At 71.1% G+C, this 23251-nt stretch carries 23 protein-coding genes, 1 tRNA gene and 1 pseudogene; 16 read left to right on the forward strand and 9 right to left on the reverse strand.

Going from position 1 to position 23251, the window contains the following annotated elements:
• Positions 1 to 81 precede the first annotated feature (81 nt).
• On the forward strand, positions 82 to 927 hold the full coding sequence (dapD, locus tag ACFE8Y_RS11185; protein ID WP_375464461.1) for a 2,3,4,5-tetrahydropyridine-2,6-dicarboxylate N-succinyltransferase: 846 nt from the start codon (positions 82 to 84) through the stop codon (positions 925 to 927).
• A gap of 26 nt (positions 928 to 953) precedes the next feature.
• The gene (locus tag ACFE8Y_RS11190) at positions 954 to 1817 is read left to right on the forward strand and encodes an alpha/beta fold hydrolase (RefSeq protein WP_375464462.1); all 864 of its coding nucleotides are present in this window, start codon (positions 954 to 956) and stop codon (positions 1815 to 1817) included.
• 453 nt (positions 1818 to 2270) lie between these two features.
• Here ACFE8Y_RS11190 and ACFE8Y_RS11195 read toward each other — a convergent pair whose 3' ends face one another.
• The 3 genes from ACFE8Y_RS11195 to ACFE8Y_RS11205 are packed head-to-tail and all read right to left on the reverse strand — an operon-like array spanning position 2271 to position 4944.
• A complete protein-coding gene (locus ACFE8Y_RS11195) occupies positions 2271 to 2957 on the reverse strand; it encodes a TetR/AcrR family transcriptional regulator (protein WP_375464463.1) in 687 nt (228 codons plus the stop codon).
• Complete coding sequence (locus ACFE8Y_RS11200) at positions 2954 to 4135, reverse strand: amidase (protein ID WP_375464464.1); 1182 nt, start codon at positions 4133 to 4135, stop codon at positions 2954 to 2956. The genes ACFE8Y_RS11195 and ACFE8Y_RS11200 overlap by 4 nt, the downstream gene beginning before the upstream one ends.
• The gene (locus ACFE8Y_RS11205) at positions 4132 to 4944 is read right to left on the reverse strand and encodes a cysteine hydrolase family protein (protein ID WP_375464465.1); all 813 of its coding nucleotides are present in this window, start codon (positions 4942 to 4944) and stop codon (positions 4132 to 4134) included. Before ACFE8Y_RS11205 ends, ACFE8Y_RS11200 begins: the two co-directional genes overlap by 4 nt.
• 315 nt (positions 4945 to 5259) lie before the next feature.
• Here ACFE8Y_RS11205 and ACFE8Y_RS11210 point away from each other — a divergent pair, with 315 nt between their 5' ends.
• The 9 genes from ACFE8Y_RS11210 (at position 5260) to ACFE8Y_RS11250 (ending at position 15827) form a co-directional block, all read left to right on the forward strand.
• Positions 5260 to 6258: a BMP family protein gene (locus ACFE8Y_RS11210; protein ID WP_375464466.1), complete on the forward strand. Its 999-nt coding sequence runs from the start codon at positions 5260 to 5262 to the stop codon at positions 6256 to 6258.
• Positions 6255 to 7850, forward strand: a complete 1596-nt coding sequence (locus ACFE8Y_RS11215) for an ABC transporter ATP-binding protein (RefSeq protein WP_375464467.1) — start codon at positions 6255 to 6257, stop codon at positions 7848 to 7850. The genes ACFE8Y_RS11210 and ACFE8Y_RS11215 overlap by 4 nt, the downstream gene beginning before the upstream one ends.
• Positions 7847 to 8935, forward strand: a complete 1089-nt coding sequence (locus ACFE8Y_RS11220; protein WP_375464468.1) for an ABC transporter permease — start codon at positions 7847 to 7849, stop codon at positions 8933 to 8935. The genes ACFE8Y_RS11215 and ACFE8Y_RS11220 overlap by 4 nt, the downstream gene beginning before the upstream one ends.
• A gap of 10 nt (positions 8936 to 8945) precedes the next feature.
• Entirely contained in the window at positions 8946 to 9863 is a 918-nt protein-coding gene (locus ACFE8Y_RS11225; RefSeq protein WP_375464469.1) for an ABC transporter permease, read from the forward strand.
• A gap of 638 nt (positions 9864 to 10501) precedes the next feature.
• A complete protein-coding gene (gene galE, locus ACFE8Y_RS11230; protein WP_375464470.1) occupies positions 10502 to 11494 on the forward strand; it encodes a UDP-glucose 4-epimerase GalE in 993 nt (330 codons plus the stop codon).
• Positions 11495 to 11546: 52 nt separating this feature from the next.
• The gene (locus ACFE8Y_RS11235) at positions 11547 to 12797 is read left to right on the forward strand and encodes a lytic murein transglycosylase (protein WP_375464471.1); all 1251 of its coding nucleotides are present in this window, start codon (positions 11547 to 11549) and stop codon (positions 12795 to 12797) included.
• Between the two features lie 258 nt (positions 12798 to 13055).
• Positions 13056 to 14468 (forward strand): DUF459 domain-containing protein, encoded by a 1413-nt coding sequence (locus tag ACFE8Y_RS11240; protein WP_375464472.1) that lies wholly within the window; start codon positions 13056 to 13058, stop codon positions 14466 to 14468.
• A 55-nt stretch (positions 14469 to 14523) separates the two neighbouring features.
• Positions 14524 to 14823, forward strand: coding sequence for a hypothetical protein (locus tag ACFE8Y_RS11245; protein WP_375464473.1), 300 nt, complete (start codon positions 14524 to 14526; stop codon positions 14821 to 14823).
• 137 nt (positions 14824 to 14960) lie between these two features.
• Positions 14961 to 15827 (forward strand): UTP--glucose-1-phosphate uridylyltransferase, encoded by an 867-nt coding sequence (locus tag ACFE8Y_RS11250; protein WP_375464474.1) that lies wholly within the window; start codon positions 14961 to 14963, stop codon positions 15825 to 15827.
• Between the two features lie 268 nt (positions 15828 to 16095).
• On the opposite strand, the gene ACFE8Y_RS11255 is transcribed toward ACFE8Y_RS11250, so the two are convergent.
• Positions 16096 to 16998: an N-formylglutamate amidohydrolase gene (locus ACFE8Y_RS11255; RefSeq protein ID WP_375464475.1), complete on the reverse strand. Its 903-nt coding sequence runs from the start codon at positions 16996 to 16998 to the stop codon at positions 16096 to 16098.
• Between the two features lie 202 nt (positions 16999 to 17200).
• Between ACFE8Y_RS11255 and cpdR the strand changes: the two genes are divergently transcribed.
• The 4 genes from cpdR (at position 17201) to ACFE8Y_RS11275 (ending at position 19254) form a co-directional block, all read left to right on the forward strand.
• Positions 17201 to 17557 carry a cell cycle two-component system response regulator CpdR gene (cpdR, locus tag ACFE8Y_RS11260; protein WP_003603128.1) on the forward strand — a complete coding sequence of 119 codons (357 nt, stop codon included), beginning with the start codon at positions 17201 to 17203 and terminating at the stop codon, positions 17555 to 17557.
• 110 nt (positions 17558 to 17667) lie between these two features.
• The gene (grxC, locus tag ACFE8Y_RS11265; protein ID WP_375464476.1) at positions 17668 to 17937 is read left to right on the forward strand and encodes a glutaredoxin 3; all 270 of its coding nucleotides are present in this window, start codon (positions 17668 to 17670) and stop codon (positions 17935 to 17937) included.
• The gene (locus ACFE8Y_RS11270) at positions 17930 to 18787 is read left to right on the forward strand and encodes a carbon-nitrogen hydrolase family protein (protein ID WP_375464477.1); all 858 of its coding nucleotides are present in this window, start codon (positions 17930 to 17932) and stop codon (positions 18785 to 18787) included. The genes grxC and ACFE8Y_RS11270 overlap by 8 nt, the downstream gene beginning before the upstream one ends.
• Positions 18784 to 19254 (forward strand): DUF1178 family protein, encoded by a 471-nt coding sequence (locus tag ACFE8Y_RS11275; RefSeq protein WP_375464478.1) that lies wholly within the window; start codon positions 18784 to 18786, stop codon positions 19252 to 19254. Before ACFE8Y_RS11270 ends, ACFE8Y_RS11275 begins: the two co-directional genes overlap by 4 nt.
• A gap of 4 nt (positions 19255 to 19258) precedes the next feature.
• Here ACFE8Y_RS11275 and ACFE8Y_RS11280 read toward each other — a convergent pair whose 3' ends face one another.
• Both ACFE8Y_RS11280 and ACFE8Y_RS11285 read right to left on the reverse strand, forming a co-directional pair.
• Positions 19259 to 19747 (reverse strand): disulfide bond formation protein B, encoded by a 489-nt coding sequence (locus ACFE8Y_RS11280; RefSeq protein WP_375464479.1) that lies wholly within the window; start codon positions 19745 to 19747, stop codon positions 19259 to 19261.
• Between the two features lie 38 nt (positions 19748 to 19785).
• Complete coding sequence (locus tag ACFE8Y_RS11285) at positions 19786 to 20367, reverse strand: YqaA family protein (protein WP_375464480.1); 582 nt, start codon at positions 20365 to 20367, stop codon at positions 19786 to 19788.
• Between the two features lie 325 nt (positions 20368 to 20692).
• Between ACFE8Y_RS11285 and ACFE8Y_RS11290 the strand changes: the two genes are divergently transcribed.
• Positions 20693 to 20777: transfer RNA gene (locus ACFE8Y_RS11290), tRNA-Leu, on the forward strand.
• Between the two features lie 453 nt (positions 20778 to 21230).
• Here ACFE8Y_RS11290 and ACFE8Y_RS11295 read toward each other — a convergent pair.
• The 3 genes and pseudogenes from ACFE8Y_RS11295 to ACFE8Y_RS11305 form a co-directional block, all read right to left on the reverse strand.
• A pseudogene (locus ACFE8Y_RS11295) lies at positions 21231 to 21695 on the reverse strand (IS630 family transposase); the annotation flags it as partial.
• Positions 21696 to 21915: 220 nt separating this feature from the next.
• Positions 21916 to 22101 (reverse strand): hypothetical protein, encoded by a 186-nt coding sequence (locus ACFE8Y_RS11300; RefSeq protein ID WP_375464481.1) that lies wholly within the window; start codon positions 22099 to 22101, stop codon positions 21916 to 21918.
• Between the two features lie 36 nt (positions 22102 to 22137).
• Positions 22138 to 22980, reverse strand: coding sequence for an SDR family NAD(P)-dependent oxidoreductase (locus tag ACFE8Y_RS11305; RefSeq protein WP_375464482.1), 843 nt, complete (start codon positions 22978 to 22980; stop codon positions 22138 to 22140).
• Positions 22981 to 23251 lie beyond the last annotated feature (271 nt).

Raw genomic sequence — 23251 nt, forward strand, 5'->3', positions numbered from 1 at the left:
ACCGAGACACGACCCTCAGGTGACAGGCCGGACGCCCCCTTGTAAGCACGGGCGCCCGCGAAGACCCTGCCCGGAAGACCCATGTCCCACGCCGACCTCGCCCGGACCATCGAGACCGCCTGGGAGGAGCGCGCAGGCATCGACGCCACCACCCGCGGCCCCGTGCGCGAGGCAGTGGAGGCGGCACTCGCCCTGCTCGACTCCGGCGCGGCCCGCGTCGCCGAGAAGCACGGCAACCAGGATTGGGTGGTCAACCAGTGGCTGAAGAAGGCGGTGCTGCTGTCGTTTCGCCTCAACGACATGGCGCCGATCTCCGGCGGCCCCGGCGCGGCCCCATGGTGGGACAAGGTGCCCTCGAAGTTCGAGGGCTGGACTGAGGCCGAGTTCCGCGCGGGCGGCTTTCGCGCCGTGCCCGGCTGCTTCGTGCGCCGCGGCGCCTACGTCGCGCCGGGTGCCGTGCTGATGCCCTCCTTCGTCAACCTCGGCGCGCGGGTCGGCGCGGGCACCATGGTCGACACCTGGGTGACGATCGGCTCCTGCGCCCAGGTCGGCGCGAACTGCCACATCTCCGGGGGCGCGGGCATCGCCGGGGTGCTGGAGCCGCTCCAGGCCAACCCCGTCATCATCGAGGACAACTGCTTCATCGGCGCGCGCGCCGAGGTGGCCGAGGGCGTGATCGTCGGCGAGGGCAGCGTGCTCTCGATGGGCGTCTACATCGGCGCCTCGACCCGGATCGTCGACCGCACCACCGGCGAGGTTTTTTACGGACGCGTGCCGCCCTACTCCGTCGTGGTCTCCGGCACCATGCCGGGCAAGGCGCTGCCGGACGGCTCGGCCGGGCCGGGGCTGTACTGCGCCGTCATCGTCAAGCGCGTCGATGCCGGCACCCGCGCCAAGACGGCGATCAACGAGCTCCTGCGCACCTGATTTTCGCGCGTTCGGACCACCACGCCATGGAAACGACGCGGACCCTCGACCTCGTCGTCGCCGGGCGCCCGGTGCCGACGCCCTGCGACGAAGTGGGGGCGGGCCCCGAGGCGCTGCTGCTGCCGGCGCTCTCCACGATCTCGTCGCGGGCCGAGATGCGGGATCTCGCGGGCGCCCTCGGAGACGACCATCGCTGCCTCGTACCGGACTGGCCGGGCTTCGGCGACCGGCCCCGCGGGCGGCTGCCGCTGAGCCCGGCCACCCTGCACGCCTTCCTCGACGCGCTGCTGGCCGCCGCGCCCGGGCCCTACGCGCTGGGGATCGCTGCCGGCCACGCGGCCGGCTACCTCGTCGCCGCCGCGCGGCGGCATCCCGGCACGTTCGCGCGGCTCGTGCTGGTGGCGCCGACGTGGCGCGGACCGCTGCCAACGGCGATGGGGCCGGAGCGGCAGGGCCTGTTCACCGCGATCCGCCGTGCCGTCGAGGCGCCGCTCCTCGGCGACGCCCTCTACGGTCTCAACATCCGGCCCAGCGTGATTGGACGGATGATGCGCGCCCACGTCTACGCTGATCCCGGGCGGGTGACGGAGGCGGTGATCGCGGGCAAGCACGCCGTCACCTGCCAGCCCGGCGCCCGCTTCGGCACCGCGGCCTTCGTCACCGGCGGCCTCGATCCGGTGGGCACGCGGGACGCGTTCCTCGACCTGTTCGGCCCGAGCCTGCCGCCGATCCGGGTGCTGCGGCCGGAGCATGCCCCGGGCCGCTCGGGCGCCGAGATGGACGCTCTCGTGGGCTCAGGCCGGGTCGCGGGTGTGTCGGTGCCTGGGGCGCTGAGCCCGCACGAGGAGTATCCGGAGGCTGTCGCTGCCGCAATCCGGGCAGCGGTCTAGCCTGTCTTATCACGAGGGCGCTGGATCTCGGGTGGCGAGCGTAGCGCAACGCCAAGCCCGCCCACGACACTCCGCCAGACTGCCGACCGATCAGGCCGGACCTGCCTGCATCGTCAAATCGCCTTCCGAACTGCCCGAGCATGCGGTTCTTCGAGGTGTCCGACAGCTTGGCGCCATCCTCACCTCCGCCAGGTGCTGCGGCCTGACCCATAGCCAACGATGCTCAACGCTGCGTCGAGGACATGAAGAAGCCCCTGAGCTGGGGGCTGAGTTATTAAACACCACGAAGTTTTTTAGTTTTTCCATAATCCTTGGTCTGAAAATCGGACGGAAGCTCGGCAAGCCGATGTGCTCGCTTATTTCAATTGACAGTCTTCCACAATGCCGTCTTCTAGTTGATTATCTGCTGTAAAAACTTCGATTGTTGTAAGATTTACATGTCGATGAAAATTCTCACTCGATCTTCAGTAAAAAATGTCGCAGCATCGTCCGGGCATCGGCCTTGCGCGCCGCGCGCCAGTGCGGATCCGCCAGATCCTGGTCGAAGATCACCGAGAGCGTGTGCACGTTCGAGAGGTGGAACTGGGTCAGCGCCACCATGTGCACGTAGAGGCGCAGAGCATCGTGCCCGGGAGCCAGATGCCCCGACTCGCTGCCGCGGGCGAGGAGCTGATCGATCATCGCGAGCGTCGGCGAGGACATCTCGCGGATTGCCGCCGAGCGGCGCATGAACCGCGCCTTGAGGAGGTTCTCGTTGCTGAGGAGCCGCACGAGGTCCTGGTTGGCCTCGAAGTGGTCGTTGAGGAAATCGAAGAGCTGCAGCAGGCCCTCCAGGGGGTCCGCACGCTCGACGTCGAGTCTCAGCTCATGCTGGCGAAGCTCGCCCAGCGCGTCCTCCAGGACCGCAACGTAGAGACCCGACTTGCCCGGGAAGTGGTGGTACAGCATCCGCGGATTCACCCGCGCCTTGGCGAGGATGCGCTCGACCCGGGCGCCCGCGAAGCCGTGCTGCGTGAACTCGGCCCGCGCCGCGCGCATCAGCCGATCGCGCGTCGTCTCGGCGGCAGTACCCGGCGTCGACGCCCGGCGGCGCTTGCGCGGCGTGGCTGCGGGTGCCTCCGTTCGGGAGTCGCCGGTCATGCGAGCGGACGTCCTCCGAACAGGGCTTGGCCGGCAGCGATCAGCGCCGCGTCCGCGCCGTCGGCTCCGATCAGGGAAAGTCCGACGGGCGCCCCATGAAGGCGCGCCACGGGAAGCGTCACCTGCGGCAAGCCGCCATGCCCGGCGATCCCCGTGAGCGGGAGGGCGCGGGCGTAGAAATCGCCGAGGGTCGCAGCGTCGGCATCGCGCGGCAGCGCCGGGGTCGGCGTGGTCGGCACGACAAGGGCCGTGCCGGGCGCGAGAAGGCCCCGCGCCCGTGCGCGGATCGCCCGCCGAACCGGCTGCCAGCGTGCGACGTCCGCATCCGTGATGCCGGCGGCATCGGCGAAGCGCTCGGCGATGGACGGCCCGAATCGCGGGCGCGCATGGATGATCCAGGGTCCGAGGCTTCGCCAGATCTCGGCGCCCTGCAGGACGCGGTAGGCCTCGCGCCAAGCCCCCGTCCCTTCCGCAAAGACCCTCACGCGCTCCGCGCCCGCGAGATCCGGCGGCAGGACCGCCAGCAGCGCCCGCGCGAGGCCGGCATCCGCGAGGGCGAAGGCGTCCTCGACGATGAGGAAGCGTGTGATCGGCGGCCCCGCCGCCGCGCCGAGCAGGCTCTCCCCGGCCCGCGCGAGGGTTTCCGCGTCGCGGGCGAACCAGCCCACGGTATCGTAGCTCGGCGCGAACGGCACGACGCCCTGGAGGCTCATCCGCCCATGCGTGGGCCTCATGCCGTAGAGCCCGCAGAACGCGGCCGGCACGCGCACCGAGCCGCCGGTATCCGTACCCAGGGCGATCTCCGCCGCACCGCCTGCCACCGCCGCGGCCGAGCCGCTCGACGAGCCGCCCGGCAGCCGGTTGGGCGCGGCCGGGTTAGGCGGCGTGCCGTCGTGGACGTTCGCGCCCTCCAGGCTGAAGGCCAGTTCGTCCGTGACGGTCTGCCCGACGAAGGCGGCGCCCGCTGCCCGCAGGATCGCCACCACCGGGGCGGAGGCGGCGGCCGGGGCCCGGCCGGCGCGCCAGTCCGGATTGCCGGCGCCCGTGACGAGGCCCTCGACGTCGATCAGGTCCTTCACGGCAAAGCGCAGGCCGTCGAGGCGTCCCGACCCCGTCGGCGGCAGGGATCCGCGCGGGCCGGGAACGAAGGCCTCGGAGCGGAACGCGGGCGGTGTCACGCGGCGCGGCCGGCGAGCGCTTCGAGGATCGCCTCGGACCCGGTCACGAAGCCGAAGCACTTCTTCACGTTCCACACCGTGGCCTCCGTGCAGAAGGCCGGCGAGGTGGTGGCGCAGCAATCCTCCACCAGGATGCAGCCGTAGCCGAGGAAGTTGGCGTCGGTGAGGGAGTGCAGCACGCACTGGTCCGTGTTCACGCCCGCGAACAGCACCGTGCGGGTGCCGAGGTTGCGCAGGATCGAGTCGAGCGGCGTGTCCCAGAAGCCGCTGATCCGGTACTTGTCGACCCGGATGTCCGCGGGCTCCGGTGCCAGTTCGTCCACGACCGCGGCGGCCCAGGAATCCTTCTCCAGCACCTTCGCGCCGTGCCCTGGGAGCGGATCGCTGAGACCGATCCCGGTTCCGGTCGGCTTGTAGAGATGGATCTGGTTCGGGGGCATGTTGGCGAGGTCCGGCCGGTTGCCCCAGTTCACCCAGATCACCGGCACGCCGGCCGCGCGCAAGGGCGGGAGCAGGCGCTGGAGCGGCGCGATCGGTGCCCGGTCGGGCGTGAAGTCCGCCCCGAGATGGTCGACCCATCCGCCAGCGGCGCAGAAGTCGTTCTGCATGTCGACGACGATGATCGCGGTGCGCAGGAGGTCGATGGTCACGGCCTGGGGCGCCGTGGGCAGATCCAGCGGGACGGGCGCGGGCTGCGCCATGGCCATGTCGACCCGCTCCGCACTGGCCCTCCAGTGATACGTCCGTCCGATGCCGAGGCGCCCCGCGCCCGGCACCCCCTCGTTTGCCTCGCCCGGCACGATCGTCATCGCGTCCTCCGCAATCCCGTGGTTCGATGCGCCGGTGGACTGCAAGTCGCCCGCCAGATCCGACGCGCGAAGCAGCACCGACGCGGGGGGCCGCCGCGATGAGACTCGGTTGCCCGCCGAGGCGGCAGACCGCCTGCCCGGCCTGCCGAGTAAATAACCACTTACTTCAAATCAGGCGCCTGGATATGGCCGTTCCCCAATCTTCAGAGCGGCTTGCCCCGCTGGCATGGCGGTTGCTGCTGGAGCGGGGAAAACGCGAACCCGCCGAATGCAGGCGGATTCGCATGCCGCCCTCAGAACATCGGGGACCTATCCATGCCGACCCTGCCTCCGAGCCGACGCCGCCTCGCCATTCTTGCCGCGGCGGGCGGCCTCGCCCTCGCGCTCGGACTCGGCGCTCTGCCCCGGCAGGCCGTCGCCGCCGATCCGGTGCGGGTGGGGATCCTCATCCCGGGCTCGAAGTCGGACAAGGGTTGGATGGAGTCCGGCTACGACGGGCTCGTGGCCGCGCAGAAGCAGCACGGCGACGCGATCAAGGTCCAGACGATCGAGAACATCAACTACGCCGACATGGAGCAGGCGCTGACCCAGCTCGCCACCAAGAACGCCCTGGTGATCGGCGTCGGCGGCCAGACGCAGGGCGCGGTCTACAAGGTCGCCAAGCGGTTTCCCAAGGTGAAGTTCTCGATCGTCGGCGGCAATGCGGGCGAGTCCGCGCCGAACGTCGCCGGCTACGACGTGAAGCAGGCCGAGATCGCCTACGTTGCCGGAGCCGCCGCGGCGATGCTCTCGAAGACCGGAGGCGTCAGCTACGTCGGCGGCATGGAGCTGCCCTCCATCGTCAACGCCGGCAAGGAGTTCGGCCTCGGCGCCAAGAGCGTCAATCCGAACGTCAAGTACTTCGAGAACTACACCGGCGATTTCGACAACGTCGCCAAGGCCAAGGAGGCCACCCTCGCCGCGATCGCGCAGGGCGCCGACGTGCACTACCACATCCTGAACCTCGGCCTGCGCGGCCTCGAGCAGGCGGCCAAGGACAAGGGCACGCACATCGTCGGCAGCTACACGAACTACTGCGGCACCGACCCGCTCACCATCGCCTACTCGATCACCGGCGTCGGCTACCAGGTGCGCTACGCGATCGACCAGGTTCTGGCCGGCACCTGGGCCGCGGGCTACAAGCCCTTCGGCCTCGCCATGGGGCCGGAAGCCTCCGACATCGTGGTCTGCGGCGGCACGCCGGAGATGAAGGCTCGGCTCGACGCGATCAAGGCCGACATCCTCGCCGGAAAGATCAAGGTTCTGGAGGGGTGAGGGACCCCGCCTCGCGGGCCGCGCCGCCGCGGCTGCACCTCGACGGCCTGACCAAGCGCTTCGGGACCTTCACGGCGCTCTCCGATGTCGGCCTCGCCCTGCACGCCGGGGAGATCCACTGCCTGCTCGGAGAGAACGGCGCGGGCAAGTCGACCCTGTGCAACCTCGTGTTCGGCGTCCACGCGCCGGACGTGGGCGGCATGCGGATCGACGGGCAATCCTTCCGGCCGGAGGGTCCGCGCGACGCGCTCGCGGCCGGCATCGCCATGGTCCACCAGCATTTCAGCCTCGTCGACGAACTCAGCGTCGTCGACAACCTGATGCTCGGCCGCACGCGCGGTCTGCTCGACCGCAAGGCCTGGGCGCGGCGCGTCGACGCCCTCGCCGAGCGCTACGGACTGGCACTCGCGCCCTTCGCCCGGGTCGGAGACCTCTCGATCGGCGAGCGCCAGCGGGTCGAGATCGTCAAATGCCTGATGCTCGAGCCGCGCCTGCTCATCCTCGACGAGCCGACCGCGGTACTCCTTCCGGACGAGATCCGCAGCCTTCTGGCGGTCTGCCGTCGCGTCGCGCAGGAGGGCGCCGCCGTCCTCCTCGTCACCCACAAGCTCGCCGAGATCCGGGACATCGCCGACCGGGCGACGGTGCTGCGTCAGGGCCGGGTCGCGGCGACGTCCGACGCGCCCGCCCGCGAGATCGACCGCTTGGTCCGCGCCATGATCCGGCGCGACGTCGACGCCCTCGATCCCGCGATGGCCGCGACCCTCGGCATTGCCGAGGCCGCTCCCCCGGCTCCGCCCGCGGCATCCCCGGTCGAAGCGCATCGGGGCGCGGACGTGCTGCGGATCGACGGCATCTCCGCGCGCGACCCCGACGGCGTGCTCCGCCTCGACGCGGTGACCCTGACCCTTCGGGCCGGCGAGATCGTCGGTCTCGCGGGCGTGGAGGGCAATGGGCAGAGCGAGCTCGGCATGGTGCTCGCCGGCCTGCGCCGGCCGGACGGCGGGCGGCTCTTCATCGGCGACACCGATCTCACGGTCCGTTCGCCTGCCGCCTTCACGAAGGCCGGCATCGGGATCGTGCCGGAGGACCGCCACCGGGTCGGGGCCATCTCGGAGATGAGCGTCGCCGAGAACCTGTTCCTCAATCGGACCGGGGCCTTCACGCGATGGGGCCTCCTGCGGCGCGGCGCCATGAGGGAGGCGGCCGCCGCACTGATGGAGCGCTTCGACGTGCGCGCCACCGGCCCGGACGCGACGTTCGGGCGACTCTCCGGCGGCAACCAGCAGAAGGCGGTGCTCGCCCGCGAGCTGACGGCCCCGGGCCTTCGCTTCCTGCTTGCGGCGCAGCCGACCCGCGGCCTCGATGTCGGCGCCGTCGAGGCCGTCTACGGCCTGATCCGCCAAGCGAGCGCGCAGGGCGTCGCGGTGCTGCTGGTCTCCTCGGAACTCGACGAGGTTCTCACCGTGGCCCACCGCGTCGTCGTGATCTATCGCGGCCGCATCGTCGGCGAGCGGCCCGCGGACAGCCGCCACCGGGACGCCATCGGCGCGATGATGGCGGGCCAGTTCCCCGAGCGGGCCGCCGCATGAGGCCGGCCGGCAGGCGTTCCGGCTTCGCGGGCCTGCGCCTCGTCCCCCTCGGGCTGGCCATCCCGGTTCTCGCGGTCCTGGCGGCGATGCTGGTCGGCGTCGCCCTCGTCGCCGGCCTCGGGGTGCCGCTCGGCGACGCCTTCGAGAGCTTCCTCGACGGCACGGTCGGCTCGGCCTACGCGATCTCGGTCTCCCTGAACCGCACGGTCGTCTATGCCCTCGTCGGCCTCGGTTTCGTGCTGTCCGCCCGGGCGGGCCTGACGAACGTCGGCGGCGAAGGCCAGATCGCCGTCGGGGGCATCGCCGCGACGGCGGTCGCGCTCCACGGCGGCGTCTCCGGCCTGCCCTTCGGATTCGCCTTCGTCCTGCCTCTCGCCGCCGCAACGATCGCCGGGGCCGCCTGGGCCGCGCTCGCGGGCGTCCTCAAGGCACGCATCGGCACCAACGAGGTGATCAGCACCCTGCTGCTCTCCTTCATCGCCGTGTGGCTCGTCTACTGGTGCGTCCAGTCGGAGGCCCTCCTGCGCCGGCCGATGACCAATGCCGCCACGCTGCCCGAATCCCTGCCGATCCCGGAGGCGACGCAGATCCCGCTGCTCACGGGCGATCCCGCAGCCCCGGTCACGGGCGGGCTCGGGCTCGGGCTCGGGCTGGCGCTCGTCGTCGCCCTGGTGCTGGCCCGCTCGCGCTTCGGCTTCCAGTTGCGGGCCGTCGGGCTCAACCCCACGGCGGCGACGCGCGCGGGCTTCTCCTTCTCCGCCACCGTGATCGTCGCGCTGGCGCTCGCGGGCGCCCTCGGCGGTCTCGCCGGCGGCCTGATGCTGCTCGGCGAGCAGTACGCCCTCAAGACGGGCTTCTCCTCCGGCTACGGCTACGACGGCCTCGTGGTCGGCCTGCTCGCCCGCGGCTCGGTGCTCGGCGTGGTGGCGGCCGCGCTGCTGTTCGGCTTCCTGCGCTCGGCCGGCATCAGCATGGAGATGGGGGCGGGCGTGCCGACCGCGCTCATCCAGGTTCTTCAGGGCCTGATCATCCTCGCCGTCGCCGGAGCCGCCTTCTGGCTCGACGGGCGCCGGGCGCAGACCTGAGGGGACGCGGATGACCGCCGAGCTCTTCGCCGTGTTCCTCGGCTCCTCGATCCGCCTCGCCGTGCCGCTGCTGATCGCGGCGATCGGGGAACTGATCAGCGAGCGCGGCGGCGTCCTCAACATGAGCATCGAAGGCATGATGCTCGCGGGCGCCTTCGGGGGCGCGATGGGGGCCTGGGCCACCGGCTCCCCGAGCCTCGGTCTCCTGTGCGGGCTGCTCGTGGCGCTGCCCGTGGCCCTGGCGCAGGCCGTCCTCACGGTCACCCTGCGCGCCAATCAGGTCGTGACCGGCCTCGGCCTGAACATCCTCGTCCTCGGCGCGACGACGCTCGCCTACCGTGAGGTCTTCGGTGCCCGCTCCCGCGAGGCGATCCCCGGTTTCCCGACCTGGGCGCCGCCCCTCCTGCGCGACATCCCCGTCTTCGGCGAGGCGGTGTTCCGCCAGGTCTGGCTCGTCTACGCGGCGGTGCTGATCGTGGCGGTGGCGGCCTTCGTCCTGCGGCGGACCGCGATGGGCATCACCCTGATCGCGGTCGGTGAGGACCCGCGCACCGTCGAGCGGGCGGGGCTCTCGGTCGAACGCGTGCGCTTCGGAGCGATCGTGGTGACCGGGCTGCTGGCGGGGCTCGCGGGCACCTTCCTGTCGATCGGCGACATCCACACCTTCACCGAGGGGATGACGAACGGGGCGGGCTACCTCGCCATCGCGGCGGTGATCTTCGGCAACTGGACGGTGGGCCGCACCGTGCTCGCCTGCTTCGTCTTCGGGGCGGCGACGGCGCTCCAGTTCCAGCTTCCGGCCATGGGCTTCGCGGTGCCGAACGCGCTCCTCGTGATGATGCCCTACCTGCTGGCCTTCCTGGCCGTAGCGGGCCTCGTCGGCCGCCAGACCGCACCCCGGGCGCTCGCGGCTCCTTATCTGCGCTGACTCCATGAAACCCGCTTTGGCGCTTTGTCCTCCAGCTCAACAGGTCTGCCTAATCGCGTGGGCGGTCCCATTGCCGATAAAGCTTTAACCGTGTGCTCCGCCCGCACTCGATGTGGCTCAAACGACGCGCAACAGTCCTGACTTTACTGCGCCCTCACCACGCGCTTCCTCCCGGGCAGCGGGTTCGTTCTTCGGCCAACTTGAGCCGTCGAACCCACGCAATCGCAGCGGCGAAGATGGACTGGCGCGCCCTCACCTGCCCTCCTCTAGGGCCGATTGCCCCGAGCTACCCTGCCGCACCACGAATCATGCAGCGAATTGAATGTTTTAGTGGGAGCGCATGCCGTTGTGGGTGACGTGCTGAACTCAGTGTTCCCGACAATCCACCGCTCTCCTCACCGACCGAGCCGTTCAGAGATCAGGGATGCCGCAACGGCGGCGTCATCCCGGCCCCCTGACGTTGTGTCGGCGCAGCGTCCCGCCGCGGACCCGGGCTTTGCGCGGCCACCCGGCCGTGTGTCAGCCGTGCGCCCGGTCATCCGATCAGCCGTCCAGGCCCGGCCATGCCGACGAAGACGCTTCATCCGTTCCCTGCCATTGTGTAGCCTTGCCTGACATGCGCAGGGATCGGAGGAGCGATGGCGGTTCTGGTCACGGGGGGCGCCGGCTACATCGGCAGCCACATGGTGCTGGCGCTCCAGGATGCCGGGCACGAGGAGGTCGTCGTCCTCGACGACCTCTCGACCGGGTTCGATTGGGCGCTGCCGCCCGAGGTCAAGCTCGTGCGCGGCGACGTGGCCGACCAGGGCCTCGTCACCGAGACGATCCTGCAGTACCGGATCGACGCGCTGGCGCACTTCGCCGCCCGCATCGTCGTGCCGGACTCGGTCGCAGATCCCCTCGGCTACTACCTCGCCAACACGGTCAAGACCCGCGCGCTGATCGAGACGGCGGTGCGTACCGGCGTGCGCCACGTGATCTTCTCCTCGACGGCGGCCGTCTACGGCGAGCCCGAGACCGTGCCGGTGCCGGAGGACCTGCGGACGAACCCGATCAATCCCTACGGCCGCTCGAAGCTGATGAGCGAGTGGATGATCCAGGACGCCGCCGCCGCCCACGACCTGACCTACGTGATCCTGCGCTACTTCAACGTCGCCGGCGCCGACCCGCGCGGGCGCACCGGGCAGTCGACGCCGAACGCCACGCACCTGATCAAGGTCGCGACCCAGGCGGCTCTGGGCCAGCGCGGCCATCTCGACGTGTTCGGCACCGATTATCCCACCCCCGACGGCTCGTGCCTGCGCGACTACATCCAGGTCTCGGACCTGGCCGAGGCGCACCGCGTCGCCCTCGACCACCTGCGGGCCGGGGGCGAGAGCCTGACGCTCAATTGCGGCTACGGTCGCGGCTACTCGGTGCTGGAGGTGATCGACGTGGTCAAGCGGGTGTCGGGCCGCGACTTCGACGTCCGCCTGTCGCCCCGCCGTGCGGGCGACCCGGCGCGGATCGTCGCCGAGGCCGCGAAAATCCGCGACCGGCTCGGCTGGCGCCCGAAGCACGACGACCTCGCGGCCATCGTCGGGCAGGCGCTGGCCTGGGAGGATGCGCTGACCAAGCGCAACCGGCGCTGAGGGGGTGCGCTCCAGCCGCCTCATGATCCTCACGCTCTGTATCGGCGGTTCCGTGATCGCACCGCTGGCGGAACCAGCGCGGGTCCCCTCTCCCGTTCGAGAGAGGGATGCGGCTTCTACGGACAAACCTGATCCCTCACCCCAACCCTCTCCCGCACGGGAGAGGGGGCGCGGCGGCGCGGTTCCGAGCGCGTCGGCCTTCACAACCTTCATCGAGGCGCTCCGCGTCGACGCCGTGGCGGGAGGCGTCTCCGCAACGACCTTCGACGCGGCGCTCCGCGGCGTCGCGCCCGATCCGGCAGTCCTTGCCCGCATCCGGGGTCAGAGCGAGTTCGGGCGGCCGGTCTGGGAGTACCTCGTCGGCGCGGTGGCGCCCGGCCGCATCGCCCGCGGCCGGGCGCGGGCCGCGGCACTCGGCGCCACGCTCTCCGGCATCGAGGCGCGCTACGGCGTGCCGGCCCCCGTCCTCCTCGCGCTCTGGGGGGTCGAGTCGGATTTCGGGGCGAGCGGCGGAACCGTGCCGACGATCCGCGCGCTCGCGACGCTGGCCGCCGCCCGCCACCGCGGCGACCTGTTCCGCAACGAACTGCTGGCCGCGCTCGCGATCCTGGAACGCGGCGACGTTGCGCCGGCGCGCATGACGGGAAGCTGGGCCGGGGCGATGGGACAGGTGCAGTTCCTGCCCTCGACCTTCCTGGCGCACGCGGTCGACTTCGACGGGGATGGACACCGCGACATCTGGACGAGCGAGGCCGACGCGCTCGCCTCCATCGCCGCCTACCTGAAGGACCTCGGCTGGAATCCCGGTCTGTCCTGGGGCTACGAGGTGCGGCTGCCCCCCGGCTTCGACCTGACGCACTATGCCGCGGACCTCTCCGCGTTCGCGCGCCGCGGCGTCCGGCGCGCCGACGGGGCCGCCCTGCCCGGCACGGGCTCCGCCTCCGTGTTCCTGCCGGGCGGGATCGGCGGCCCCGCCTTCCTGATCACCGACAACTTCGAGGTGATCCGGGGCTACAACACCTCGGATTCCTACGCGCTCGCGGTCGGCCACCTCGCCGACCGGCTCGGCGGCGGCCCGCCGCTTACAGCACCCTGGCCGAGCGGCGCCGCGCGCCTCGACACGGCCGGCCTTCAGGCGCTCCAGCAGGGGCTCGCGGCGGAGGGGCTCTATGCCGGCGCGAGCGACGGCCGGGCCGGGCCGAAGCTGCGCGAGGCGGTGCGCCGCTATCAGATCCGCGAAGGTCTCACCGCCGACGGCTACGCCACGCCGGCGCTCCGCGACCGCCTCCTGCGCCGGCCTTAGAGCCGTGCCCGACCACGTTGGGTCGGGCACGGCTCTAAGGTCTTGTTTTGACGTGCTTCCTTGTAACGAACCGGTGTCCACTTCGTCGGGAAGCACTCTAGCGTTCCCCGCGAGCCGCCCGCGCGCCATCGCTGCCCGCGTCGGGGCGGTGGTCGAACGGGCGGTTCGTGAGCGCTCTTAGACGCCGGCCGTCTCCTCCTCTATGGTCTCGATGGACCGGCCCGCGCTCAAGGCGCGCGGCGCGGGAGTGGGAATGCGATGATCTCGGCCAGACCTGCCACCGTCCGATCGGCCCCGCGGGCCGGGGCGCTGCGTCTCCTCCTCGCCGCGGCATTGACCCTGCCGCTCGCCGCGACGCTGGCACAGCCGGCGCGGGCGCAGTGGGGCGACAGCTACGATGATCGGCCCCGCGACGGCTACGCGCCGCGCCGCCGCTCGCGCGATGCCTATTATCGGGAGGACGACGGCTACGCGCGTTCACCGCGCCGCGCCGCGCCCCAGGAGGCTCCGCGCCAGTTCTACTGGCCCTGGGAAGACCAGCCCCGCAAGGTCGAGCCTCGGGCCGAACCGACCTATCGCCAGCCGCGCGCCCGCGCACCGGCCGCGAACAGCGAGGGGGACCGCCCATCCAGGCGACCGCCGACGCGGTCCGCACCGGTCGTCACCGCGCCGAAGCCCGCGGCCCCGAAGACCGAACAGACCGTGCAGATCGCGGTCTTCGGCGATTTCCTGGCCGACTACCTCAGTCGCGGCCTCGGAGACGTTTTCGCGGACAAGGCGGATGTCGCCGTGATCGACCGCACCAAGGGCGACAGCGGCATCGTGCGCAAGGATGTCGTGGACTGGCCGAAGGCCGCCGAGGACTACCTCAAGACAAACCCGAAGGTCGGCTTCGCCGTCGTCATGCTGGGCGCCAACGACCGCCAGCCGATCCGCGAGGGCGACCAGACCCTCGACCCGCTCACCGATCGCTGGCGCGAGGTCTACGGCGGCCGCGTCGACGCGCTCGTCAAGGTGTTCTCCGATCGCAAGATCGCGCTGGTCTGGGTCGGGACGCCGCCGATGCGCAGCGAGACCCTGACCCGGGATCTCGCCAGCATCAACGACCTCGCCCGCGAGCGCGTTGCCAAGGCCGGCGCCACCTACGTCGACATCTGGCCGGGCTTCACCGATGACCGCAACCACTACACCGCCGACGGACCGGACCTCGACGGCCAGAACGCCAAGCTGCGGACGTCGGACGGCGTGCATTTCACCCACGCGGGTGCCCGCAAGCTCGCGCACTTCGTCGATGTCGAGCTGAAGCGCCTGATGGGCAACGCGGCTCCGGTCGCGCTCGAACCGCCCGCGGCCGCGGTCCCGGCGGTTCCGGCCGCGACGCCCGACGCAACAGCCCCGAAGCTCGACGACGTCGCCGCGATCGACCGCCAGATCACCGCGATGCTGCCGAGCCTGCCGGAACCGCCCGGCGTGCCGGCCCTGCCGGTCAAGCCCGCGGCCGGACCGGTGGTGCCGCTTGGCCGGGCCGAGCTCTCGCCCGGCGGCACGCTCACGAGCGGCCGCCCGCACGACGGCGACGCCACCGGCACCGTCGAGCGCACGCTTCAGCGCGGCGCGCCGCCGATGCCTCAGCCCGGCCGCGCCGACGACTTCCGCTGGCCGCCGAGCTGACAGTCTCCGTGTAGGACGTTGCCCTATGCGGTCGCAGTCTCGCCCGGATCAACACATGTCCACGGGCAGCGGCGCGAGATCTATGGTCGAACGCGCAGGTTTCCGGCGGGGCACTGGCGCCCTTCTTCTCGACGGCCTGCGCGTCGCCGTGGCGCTCCAGGTCGCCGCTGTCATCGCGTTCCCACGCTCCAATGGACGCATCCAAGCCACCGCCGGTTTCGAGCATGTGTCCTGTCAAAGGCTCACGGCCCTGCCGCCCGGCCTCTCGGTGCCGCCCGAGTTCGACGCGGATTTCGCCACGACCTGCCTCTTCAGCGTGTCCGACCGTCCGACCGCCGTTCAGCGGGCCGCCTGATCGCGTGTTGCCTCGGCGCCGCAGGCATCCGTTCGCCCGAAACGCAGCACGGCCGCACGATGCGCTCGGCGCGCGCCGTGCTATGTCAGCCGCAGCAACAACGCGTCCCGACGCGCGCCACAACGGGTCCCGTCACGATGAAACCGATCCGCAAGGCCGTCCTCCCCGTCGCGGGCCTCGGCACCCGCTTCCTGCCCGCCACCAAGGCCGTCCCGAAGGAGATGCTGACGGTGGTCGACCGCCCGGTCGTGCAGCACGTGGTGGACGAGGCGCGCGAGGCCGGCATCGAGCACTTCATCTTCGTCACCGGCCGGGGGAAGGCCGTGATCGAGGACCACTTCGACATCGCGTTCGAGCTCGACCACATGCTGCAGGAACGCGGCAAGCAGGCGGCCTACGACGCGCTCAAGCGCGACCTGCCGGCGGCCGGGCAGACCAGCTTCACCCGGCAGCAGGCGCCCCTGGGGCTCGGGCACGCGGTGTGGTGCGCCCGCGAGATCGTCGGCGACGAGCCCTTCGCCGTGCTGCTGCCGGACATGCTGAGCCGGGGCTGCATGGGGCAGATGCTCTCGGCCTACGAGCGCCACGGCGGCAACGTCATCGCCGTCGAGGAGGTGGCGCCGGAAGAGACGCACCAGTACGGCATCGTCAGCGTCGGGCAGACCTTCGGTCAGACCTTCGAGGTCACCGGCATGGTGGAGAAGCCGAAGCAGGGGACCGCGCCGTCGAACTTCATCATCTCCGGACGCTACATCCTCCAGCCCGAGATCTTCCCGATCCTGGAGCAGGGCGAGCGGGGCGCCGGCGGCGAGATCCAGCTCACCGACGCGATGATCAGGCTGATGGCGAGCCAGGACTTCTTCGGCATGCGCTACGAGGGCCGCACCTACGACACCGGCTCGAAGCTCGGCTTCCTGACCGCCAACATCGCCTATGCCCTCGACCGCAAGGAGCTGGCCGGCCCGCTCAGGGCCGAGATCGCCAAGCTGCTCGCCGAGCACTGAGCGGGGCCTCGCTCACCGTCTTCCTGCATGGAACGCGGTGGCGGCATGCACGGTGCGCGTAGCCCAAGCGCTTGCGCTTGGTGCGACGCAGTGTAGTTTGTGCGTTGCGGGATCGCGATGGCGTCGCGGTCCGGCAGCCCTTCTTGGGCGTTTCCTCCCTAGACTTCGGGCCGCTCCTTCGGGAGTGGCCTTTTTTTCTGCTTTTGGTCCGCATCGATCAGGCAGGTACGGGCAGGCAAGTCCGGGCCGGGAGACGCTTCGCCCAGGACTATTCGGCGGCGATCCTGTGCGGGGCGGCCGACCCCAGGTCGTCGGCGACCTGGACGATCACCGCCCGGAGGGCGTCCACCAACCCGAAGAAACCCGGCGTGATCGCGAGGCTGGCCTCGTTCATGTAGAGGGCGCGGTTGATCTCGATCTGGAGCGCGTGCCGGCCGATGTTCGGCTCGCCGTAATGCTCGGTGATGAAGCCGCCCGCGTAGGGCTTGTTGCGCACCACCTTGTAGCCGCGGGCGCGGAACGCCCCTTCGAAGGCATCGATCAGGCCCGCCTCGCAGGCCGTGCCGAAGCGGTCGCCGAGGACGAAGTCGGCCCGCGCGTCGCTGTCCCGCCCCAGGCTCGACGACGGCATGGAGTGGCAGTCGATCAGGATGCAGTGCCCGAAATCCCGCGCGGTGCGCAGGATCAGGCCGCGCAGCGCCCGGTGGTAGGGCTTGTACAGGCCGTCGATGCGCGCGACCGCCTCCTCCACCGGCATGCGCCCGGCATAGATTTCCTGTCCGTCGGCAACGACCCGCGGCACGGTGCCGAGGCCGCCGGCGACCCGCATCGAGCGGGTGTTGGCGAAGGCCGGCAGGCGGCCCTCGAACATCCGCGGGTCGAGCTCGTAGGGCTCGCGGTTCACGTCGAGGTAGGCGCGCGGGAAGTTGCACCGGAGCAGGGGCGCGCCGAGCTCGACCACGTGGGCGAACAGGCGGTCGACGTGCGCGTCCTCGGACCGGCGCAGCGACAGGCCGTCGAGGCGGGACGCCTTGAGGAAGGCTGGCGGATAGGCCGATCCGGAATGTCCGGTGTTGAAGACGAAGGGCAGGACGTGCCGGGCGGGCTCGTCCACGGCGAAGGCCGGGGCGAAGCCGAAGGCATCGGTCGGGTCCGGAAGGGGCGTGATCATCGGCGGGAAGGCGCACCGTCGGCCAGGGCACGGGGAGCGTTACTCTGGAGCGGCCAAGCGGCCCTGTCCACCGCGCGCGAGGTCGGGGCGCGGGCAGGCGGGTGCGGCCTGTCACCCGCCTGCCCGCCGAATCCTAACACCTTGTTTACCGAGGCCGCCCTTTATGGAATGAACGAGGGAATCGAGGGTCCGGAACCGTCCGATGAAAATTCTCCTGGCGGAAGACGACAACGACATGCGCCGGTTCCTGGCCAAGGCGCTCCAGAACGCGGGCTACGACGTGCTGTCGTTCGACAACGGCCTGTCCGCCTACAACCGCCTGCGCGAAGAGCCCTTCGAGCTGCTGCTCACCGACATCGTGATGCCGGAGATGGACGGGATCGAACTCGCCCGCCGCGCCACCGAACTCGACCCGGACATCAAGGTCATGTTCATCACGGGCTTCGCCGCCGTCGCGCTGAACCCGGACTCGAAGGCCCCCAAGGACGCCAAGGTCCTGTCCAAGCCCTTCCACCTGCGCGACCTCGTCAACGAGGTGGAGAAGCTCCTGGCCGCCTGAGGCGCCACGCGGCGAGGCTTCGCGCGGCGCGCCGTGACGTTCCGGCCACAGGCAATCGAAGCGAACGCCCCCTATATGGTTCGCGTCATCCGCGGGACGCGAGCACGCCCATGCAGCCGGTCACGATCTACACCACGGCGTGGTGCCCCTACTGCTCGGCGGCCAAAAGCCTGCTGCGGGAGAAGGGCGTCGCGTTCCGCGAACTCGACGTCGAGAAGACGCAGGGCGCCCGCGCGGCCATGGTCGAGCGGGCGGGCGGCCGCACCAGCGTGCCGCAGATCTTCGTCGGCGAGACCCACGTCGGCGGCTGCGACGACCTCTATGCCCTGGAGCGGGCCGGGACGCTCGATTCGCTGCTCAAGGCGGCCGCGAATGCCTGAGGGGCGCTTCACCGCGGCCTGCGTGCAGATGCGCTCGGGCCGGAATGCCGCCGCCAACCGCGATGCCGCGGTGGCGGGCGTGCGCGAAGCGGCCGCGCGCGGTGCGCACTACGTCCAGACGCCCGAGATGACCTCGCTGGTCGAGCGCGACCGGGCGCGCCTGTTCGACGTGGTCCGCAGCGAGGGCGAGGACGAGACGCTGTCCGCGCTGCGCGACGCGGCGCGCGAGACCGGCACCGTGGTCCAGGTCGGCTCGCTCGCCATCCGGGCGGGCGGGAAGATCGCCAACCGCGGCTTCCTGATCGATGCCGAAGGCGCGGTCACGGCGCGCTACGACAAGCTTCACCTCTTCGACGTAGACCTGCCGAGCGGCGAGCGCTGGCGTGAATCCGCGACCTACGCGGGTGGCGTCTGCGCCGTCGTCGCGCCGACGCCATGGGCCGAGATCGGGCTCGGCATCTGCTACGACATCCGCTTCCCGGCCCTCTACCGGGCGCTCGCCGAGGCGGGCGCGTCGGTGCTGACGGCACCCGCCTGCTTCACGAAGCAGACCGGGGAGGCGCACTGGCACGTCCTGCAACGGGCCCGCGCCATCGAGACCGGATCGTTCATGATCTCGGCGGCCCAGGGCGGACGCCACGAGGACGGGCGCGAGACCTACGGCCACTCGCTGATCGTCGACCCGTGGGGCCGGGTGCTGGCCGATGCCGGCGGGTGCGAGCCCGGCGTGATCCTGGCCGAGATCGACCTGTCGGCCGTCGCGGACGCACGCGGGCGAATCCCGGCGCTGGAGCACGCCAAGCCCTTCACCGTGGAGCGCGTCGGCCGGTCCGAGGGCGCGTCGGCATGATCCGATACAGCCTCGTCTGCGAGGCCGGGCACGGCTTCGAGAGCTGGTTCCCGTCCGCCGACTCCTTCGACGCCCAGGCCGCGCGCGGCCTCGTCACCTGCCCGGTCTGCGACTCCGCACGGGTCGCCAAGGGCCTGATGGCGCCGAACCTCGCCCGCACCGACCGGGCACGCGCACCCGTTCCTGCCGAGGCGGCACCGGTCCCCGCTCCGTCACCGTCGGCGTTGCCGATGGTCGCCGAGCCCGAGCGGCGCCTGCGCGCGATGCTGCGCGCCGTGCGCGAGCAGGTGGCCGCGTCGGCCGAGCACGTCGGCGCGCGCTTCCCGGAGGAGGCCCGGAAGATCCATTACGGCGAGGGCAAGGAGCGCGCGATCTACGGGCAGGCGAGCCCGGAGGAGGCCCGCGCCCTGATCGACGAGGGCATCGACGTCGCCCCCCTGCCGGTGATGCCCGACGACCGGAACTGATCCATTACGGCCTGATCGCGACCGTGCCGGCAACGCTCGCGAGGAGGAACGCGACCACCGCGTTCCAGCCGGCGAGCGACACGCCGAGCACCCGCATGGCCGCCGTCGCGCAGTCGACCACCTTGGTGCTGCGCAGCGCGTCGAGGAAATCGCCGATCCCGTCAGGATTCGCCCCGGTTCCGCCGCCGCAATCCGTGGGACCGGGCCAGAAGCCCCACTCCGCGCCCGCGTGGTACGCGCCGAGGCCGGCACCGCAGAGCAGGCAAGCGGCCGCGAGGCCGAGGGCGAGGCGGGCGAGCCGTTCGGGCAGGAACAGGGCAGCGAGGCTCAGGGGAAGCGCGGCGTAGTACGGCAGCCGCTCGGTGAGGCAGAGCTTGCACGGCGCGTAGCCGTAGCCGAACTGAAGCACGAGGGCGGCACCCACCGTCGCCGCCGCAGCGATCAGGAGGCCGAGCGCGACGCGCTTCAAGCGCAGCAGGGCGACGTCATTCATCGATCGGACGACCTTGCATCGATAGGAAGACCCGGCATCTACAGGACAACCTTGAACAGGGCGAAGCCGAGGACGATCACCGCGACGGAGATCGCCGCCACGGCGTTGAGGTGCCGGTCGAGCACGCCCCGGATCTGCACGCCGTAGCGCCCGAGCAGCCCCGCCAGGATGAAGAAGCGCGCGCCGCGGGTGAGGATCGACAGGATTGTGAACCAGGCCAAGCTGTAATGGGCGAAGCCCGAGGTGATGGTCACGAGCTTGTAGGGGATCGGCGTCAGGCCCTTGAGCAGGATCACCCAGTGCCCGTAGCGGGCGTAGGAATCCTGGAAGGTCGCGGCCGAGCCCTGCAGGCCGTAGAGCGCGATCAGCCACTGCCCGAGCGAGTCGAAGAGCAGCGCGCCGATGGCGTAGCCGGCAAGGCCACCCACCACCGAGGCCGCCGTGGCGATGAGCGCGTAGAGCCAGACCCGGTCGGGACGGCTCACCGACATCGGCACCAGCATCGCGTCGGGCGGGACCGGGAAGAACGAGCTCTCCGCGAAGGCGACGGCGGCAAGCACGTAGGGCGCCGACGGCTTGCCCGAGAGCGCGAGTATCCCCTCGTAGAGGCGGCGGATCATCGGGGTCTCATCACGGCATCCGGGCGACGGGGCGCCCTTTGAGCACGGTCAGCGCGCGCGGGCCAGGGCAGCGAACCGGGATCGGGACGCGACGCCGCGGAAACCCGCTTGGCCCGGACGCTGAACCTGTGCGAAGAGGCGAGCACTGCGGGTATGTCGGAATTGGTGGACGTAGGCGACTTAAAAAGCGGCTTGTCGACCAAGCGACCGAAGATCGCGGTGCGTTGAAAGGCGAGCGGAAACAGACGTTCGCGATCGAGAGGAATGCGGCTCCACAGACGGCCGGAAATAGGCTAGGAGCCGCATGGGAGCCAAGCGGCTCGATGCGGGTGTGGTGGAATTGGTAGACGCGCCGGATTCAAAATCCGGTTCCGCAAGGAGTGCCGGTTCGACCCCGGCCACCCGCACCATCTTCAGACCGAAGGACGTGGAGAACAACGGCGCCCGCACGGCAGTGTTGCGTGATCTTCGACCTCCGAGGAAGCCGTCGACGACCAAGCCGCCATCTACAGGCGACGACCGCACGTTTGTGATGGTCAGTTGGAGGTCGGCCACATCATCACGGCGACGACGAAGCGAGCCTGATGGCCGGCCGGCTTGTGGAAAGTCGCGGGCTGGTCGACCCGCATGGCGGGACAATCGCCGGGGGCGAGGCGATGGATACCGCCGCCGGTCGGGTCGCATGATCTCCGGCGGCGGCCAGGGGCCTTCGAGACTGCGGCAATCAGACATGCTCCGCCTCCTCGACCTGAGCGCCTCGGCGGGCGGGCTTCGGCGGGATGATGCGCTGCTCGCCCTTTCGGTTCCTGTTAGGGTCGATCGTTGCCGAGCCCGGTGCTCGCTGAACGACGATCGTCCTGATCGCCCTTGGCGCGGCTGAGCCAGGAGGCCGAGGTCGGTGTGAAGGGCAGGTGCCAGCGCGGGCGCTTCACGAGCCGGCCGTGGATCACTTTGGTCCTGTGGCGGCGTTGTCGAGCCCGCGGCGGACGTCGAGGTCTCCCGGCGCGCCCGCCTCGCTCCGATCGAGGAAGGCGCGGACCTCGACCGAGCGGTGCCGGCGTGTGCAGCGGCCGATCACGGTACCCGCCTGGACGTCGAGGGCGGCCAACAGGTCGGTCGTGCCGTGGCGGCGTTGGGTCCGGCGCTCAAGCGGGCCGGGTCGCATCGGCAGCACGGGCGCGGTGCCGGTCGGCGCCCGGATCTGCGGCTTCTCATCGACGCACAGCACCACGGTGGGGCGGGGCCATGGAGAGGCCGGCCACGTCCCGCACCTTGTCGACGAAGGCGGGATCGGTCGACAGCTTGAAGGTCTCGGTCTTGTGCGGTTGGGCCAGCGCCTGACCGACGGTGCGCCGCCGCACGAGGCCCTCCGGCCGCGAGTTCGTCCGCGGTCAGATCGCGTTTGGCCGGTCTGGCGCCACGGGCCATCGCAGCAACCTCCTTGCGGAAGCCTGGGACATGCCTCCCACGCCTCAAAACCGCACGGAAACCTCTCACTCAAACCACTAGGGGCACCTAACCTGAGCGTCCCCGCACGCTCTCAGGGCGTCACTCCAGATCCAGCGAGCGCTCGAAGGCGGCCGCATTGCTCTCCCGACCCTTCGGATCGGTCACGAGGATGTCCTTGAAGCCCCGCCGCGCCAGCTCCCAGGTCTTCTCCAGGGCCTGATCGGCGGTGCCGCACGCGAAGGTCGCGGGGCGCCCCGCGTGGTCGTTCGCCCTCACCGTGTACACGAGCGGCCTCCTGATGTTCCAGCGTCGAACATGATCCTACGGCTCCATCGACCGCGTGAACGCCTCGGAAAAATCCGGGTGCCAGCGCGACAGGGCCGGGCGGTTCTCGATGACGTCGCCGGCCGCCCACGCGATCCGGCCCGCGTCCTGCGCGCGGGTGGTCTCGTTGTCGGGGCAGAGGATGTAGAAGTCGCCCGCGGCCAGCCGCTCCAGCATGAACGCGACGGTCTCCTCCGGCGTCCAGGCCCCGGGCGGCTTCTCGGCGACGCCGCGGGCCCGCGTCAGCCCGGTGTAGACGAAGCCCGGGATCAGCAGGTGCGCGCTGGTGCGGCAGCCCTCGCGCCCGCGCAGGTCGTGCGCCAGCGCCTCGGTCACCGCCTTCACCCCGGCCTTCGAGACGTTGTAGGGCGTGTTGCCCGGCGGCGTGGTGATGCCCTGCTTCGAGCCGGTGACGACGATCGCACCGGCCCGGCCCCCCGCGATCATCCCCGGCGCGAAGGCCTGGATGCCGTTGACCACCCCCCAGAGGTTGGTGTCGAGGATGCGGCGCCACGTGGCCGCGTCGGAGAACAGCCTGCCGCCGGCCTCGATGCCGGCGTTCAGCATCACCACGGCCGGCGGCCCCGCCTTCTCCACCGCTTGGCGCAAGGCCTCCACCGCCCCGCTTTGCCCGACATCGGTGGCCACCGCGCGGACCTCGACCGCGGCCAGGGCCGCCACCGCGGCGCGGGCGGCGTCCAGGGCGTCGCCGGGCAGGTCGGCGAGCCAGACGTTCATCCCCGCGCGCGCGAAGGCCTTGGCCGCGGCGAGCCCGATGCCGCTCGCCGCGCCGGTGACGACGGCCGCGCGGCCGGGCTCGATCGCAGGATGCTGTGCCATGCCGTGTCCCGTCGCTGATGCCGATCCGCCACCCCGGCCTGAGGGTGGGGCATCCCCGGCGATTGTCGAGGGGCGGCCTGCATCGCGACCGGCGCCGCGCTCGATCGCGTCGCGCGGTCGTGGTTCAATGGAGGCGGACCGGAGACCCGCGTGACCACCGACCGACCCAGCCGCCGCGCCGTGCTCGCGGGCGCCGCCTGCGGGTTCGCCCGAGGAAGCCTCGCCCAGGGCAGCCTCGCCGCGCCCGCCGCCCTGTTCGGGCCGGTGGGCC

It is taken from the genome of uncultured Methylobacterium sp. (assembly GCF_964242245.1).
In the GTDB taxonomy this organism is placed as follows: domain Bacteria; phylum Pseudomonadota; class Alphaproteobacteria; order Rhizobiales; family Beijerinckiaceae; genus Methylobacterium.

Bases quoted from the DNA above. Each gene is read 5' to 3' on its own strand.
- dapD (WP_375464461.1), top strand. From the start codon at position 82: ATGTCCCACGCCGACCTCGCCCGGACCATCGAGACCGCCTGGGAGGAG.
- ACFE8Y_RS11190 (WP_375464462.1), top strand. From the start codon at position 954: ATGGAAACGACGCGGACCCTCGACCTCGTCGTCGCCGGGCGCCCGGTG.
- ACFE8Y_RS11195 (WP_375464463.1), bottom strand. From the start codon at position 2,957: ATGACCGGCGACTCCCGAACGGAGGCACCCGCAGCCACGCCGCGCAAG.
- ACFE8Y_RS11205 (WP_375464465.1), bottom strand. From the start codon at position 4,944: ATGACGATCGTGCCGGGCGAGGCAAACGAGGGGGTGCCGGGCGCGGGG.
- ACFE8Y_RS11210 (WP_375464466.1), top strand. From the start codon at position 5,260: ATGCCGACCCTGCCTCCGAGCCGACGCCGCCTCGCCATTCTTGCCGCG.
- ACFE8Y_RS11220 (WP_375464468.1), top strand. From the start codon at position 7,847: ATGAGGCCGGCCGGCAGGCGTTCCGGCTTCGCGGGCCTGCGCCTCGTC.
- ACFE8Y_RS11225 (WP_375464469.1), top strand. From the start codon at position 8,946: ATGACCGCCGAGCTCTTCGCCGTGTTCCTCGGCTCCTCGATCCGCCTC.
- galE (WP_375464470.1), top strand. From the start codon at position 10,502: ATGGCGGTTCTGGTCACGGGGGGCGCCGGCTACATCGGCAGCCACATG.
- ACFE8Y_RS11240 (WP_375464472.1), top strand. From the start codon at position 13,056: ATGATCTCGGCCAGACCTGCCACCGTCCGATCGGCCCCGCGGGCCGGG.
- ACFE8Y_RS11245 (WP_375464473.1), top strand. From the start codon at position 14,524: ATGTCCACGGGCAGCGGCGCGAGATCTATGGTCGAACGCGCAGGTTTC.
- ACFE8Y_RS11250 (WP_375464474.1), top strand. From the start codon at position 14,961: ATGAAACCGATCCGCAAGGCCGTCCTCCCCGTCGCGGGCCTCGGCACC.
- ACFE8Y_RS11255 (WP_375464475.1), bottom strand. From the start codon at position 16,998: ATGATCACGCCCCTTCCGGACCCGACCGATGCCTTCGGCTTCGCCCCG.
- cpdR (WP_003603128.1), top strand. From the start codon at position 17,201: ATGAAAATTCTCCTGGCGGAAGACGACAACGACATGCGCCGGTTCCTG.
- grxC (WP_375464476.1), top strand. From the start codon at position 17,668: ATGCAGCCGGTCACGATCTACACCACGGCGTGGTGCCCCTACTGCTCG.
- ACFE8Y_RS11270 (WP_375464477.1), top strand. From the start codon at position 17,930: ATGCCTGAGGGGCGCTTCACCGCGGCCTGCGTGCAGATGCGCTCGGGC.
- ACFE8Y_RS11275 (WP_375464478.1), top strand. From the start codon at position 18,784: ATGATCCGATACAGCCTCGTCTGCGAGGCCGGGCACGGCTTCGAGAGC.
- ACFE8Y_RS11280 (WP_375464479.1), bottom strand. From the start codon at position 19,747: ATGAATGACGTCGCCCTGCTGCGCTTGAAGCGCGTCGCGCTCGGCCTC.
- ACFE8Y_RS11285 (WP_375464480.1), bottom strand. From the start codon at position 20,367: ATGATCCGCCGCCTCTACGAGGGGATACTCGCGCTCTCGGGCAAGCCG.
- ACFE8Y_RS11305 (WP_375464482.1), bottom strand. From the start codon at position 22,980: ATGGCACAGCATCCTGCGATCGAGCCCGGCCGCGCGGCCGTCGTCACC.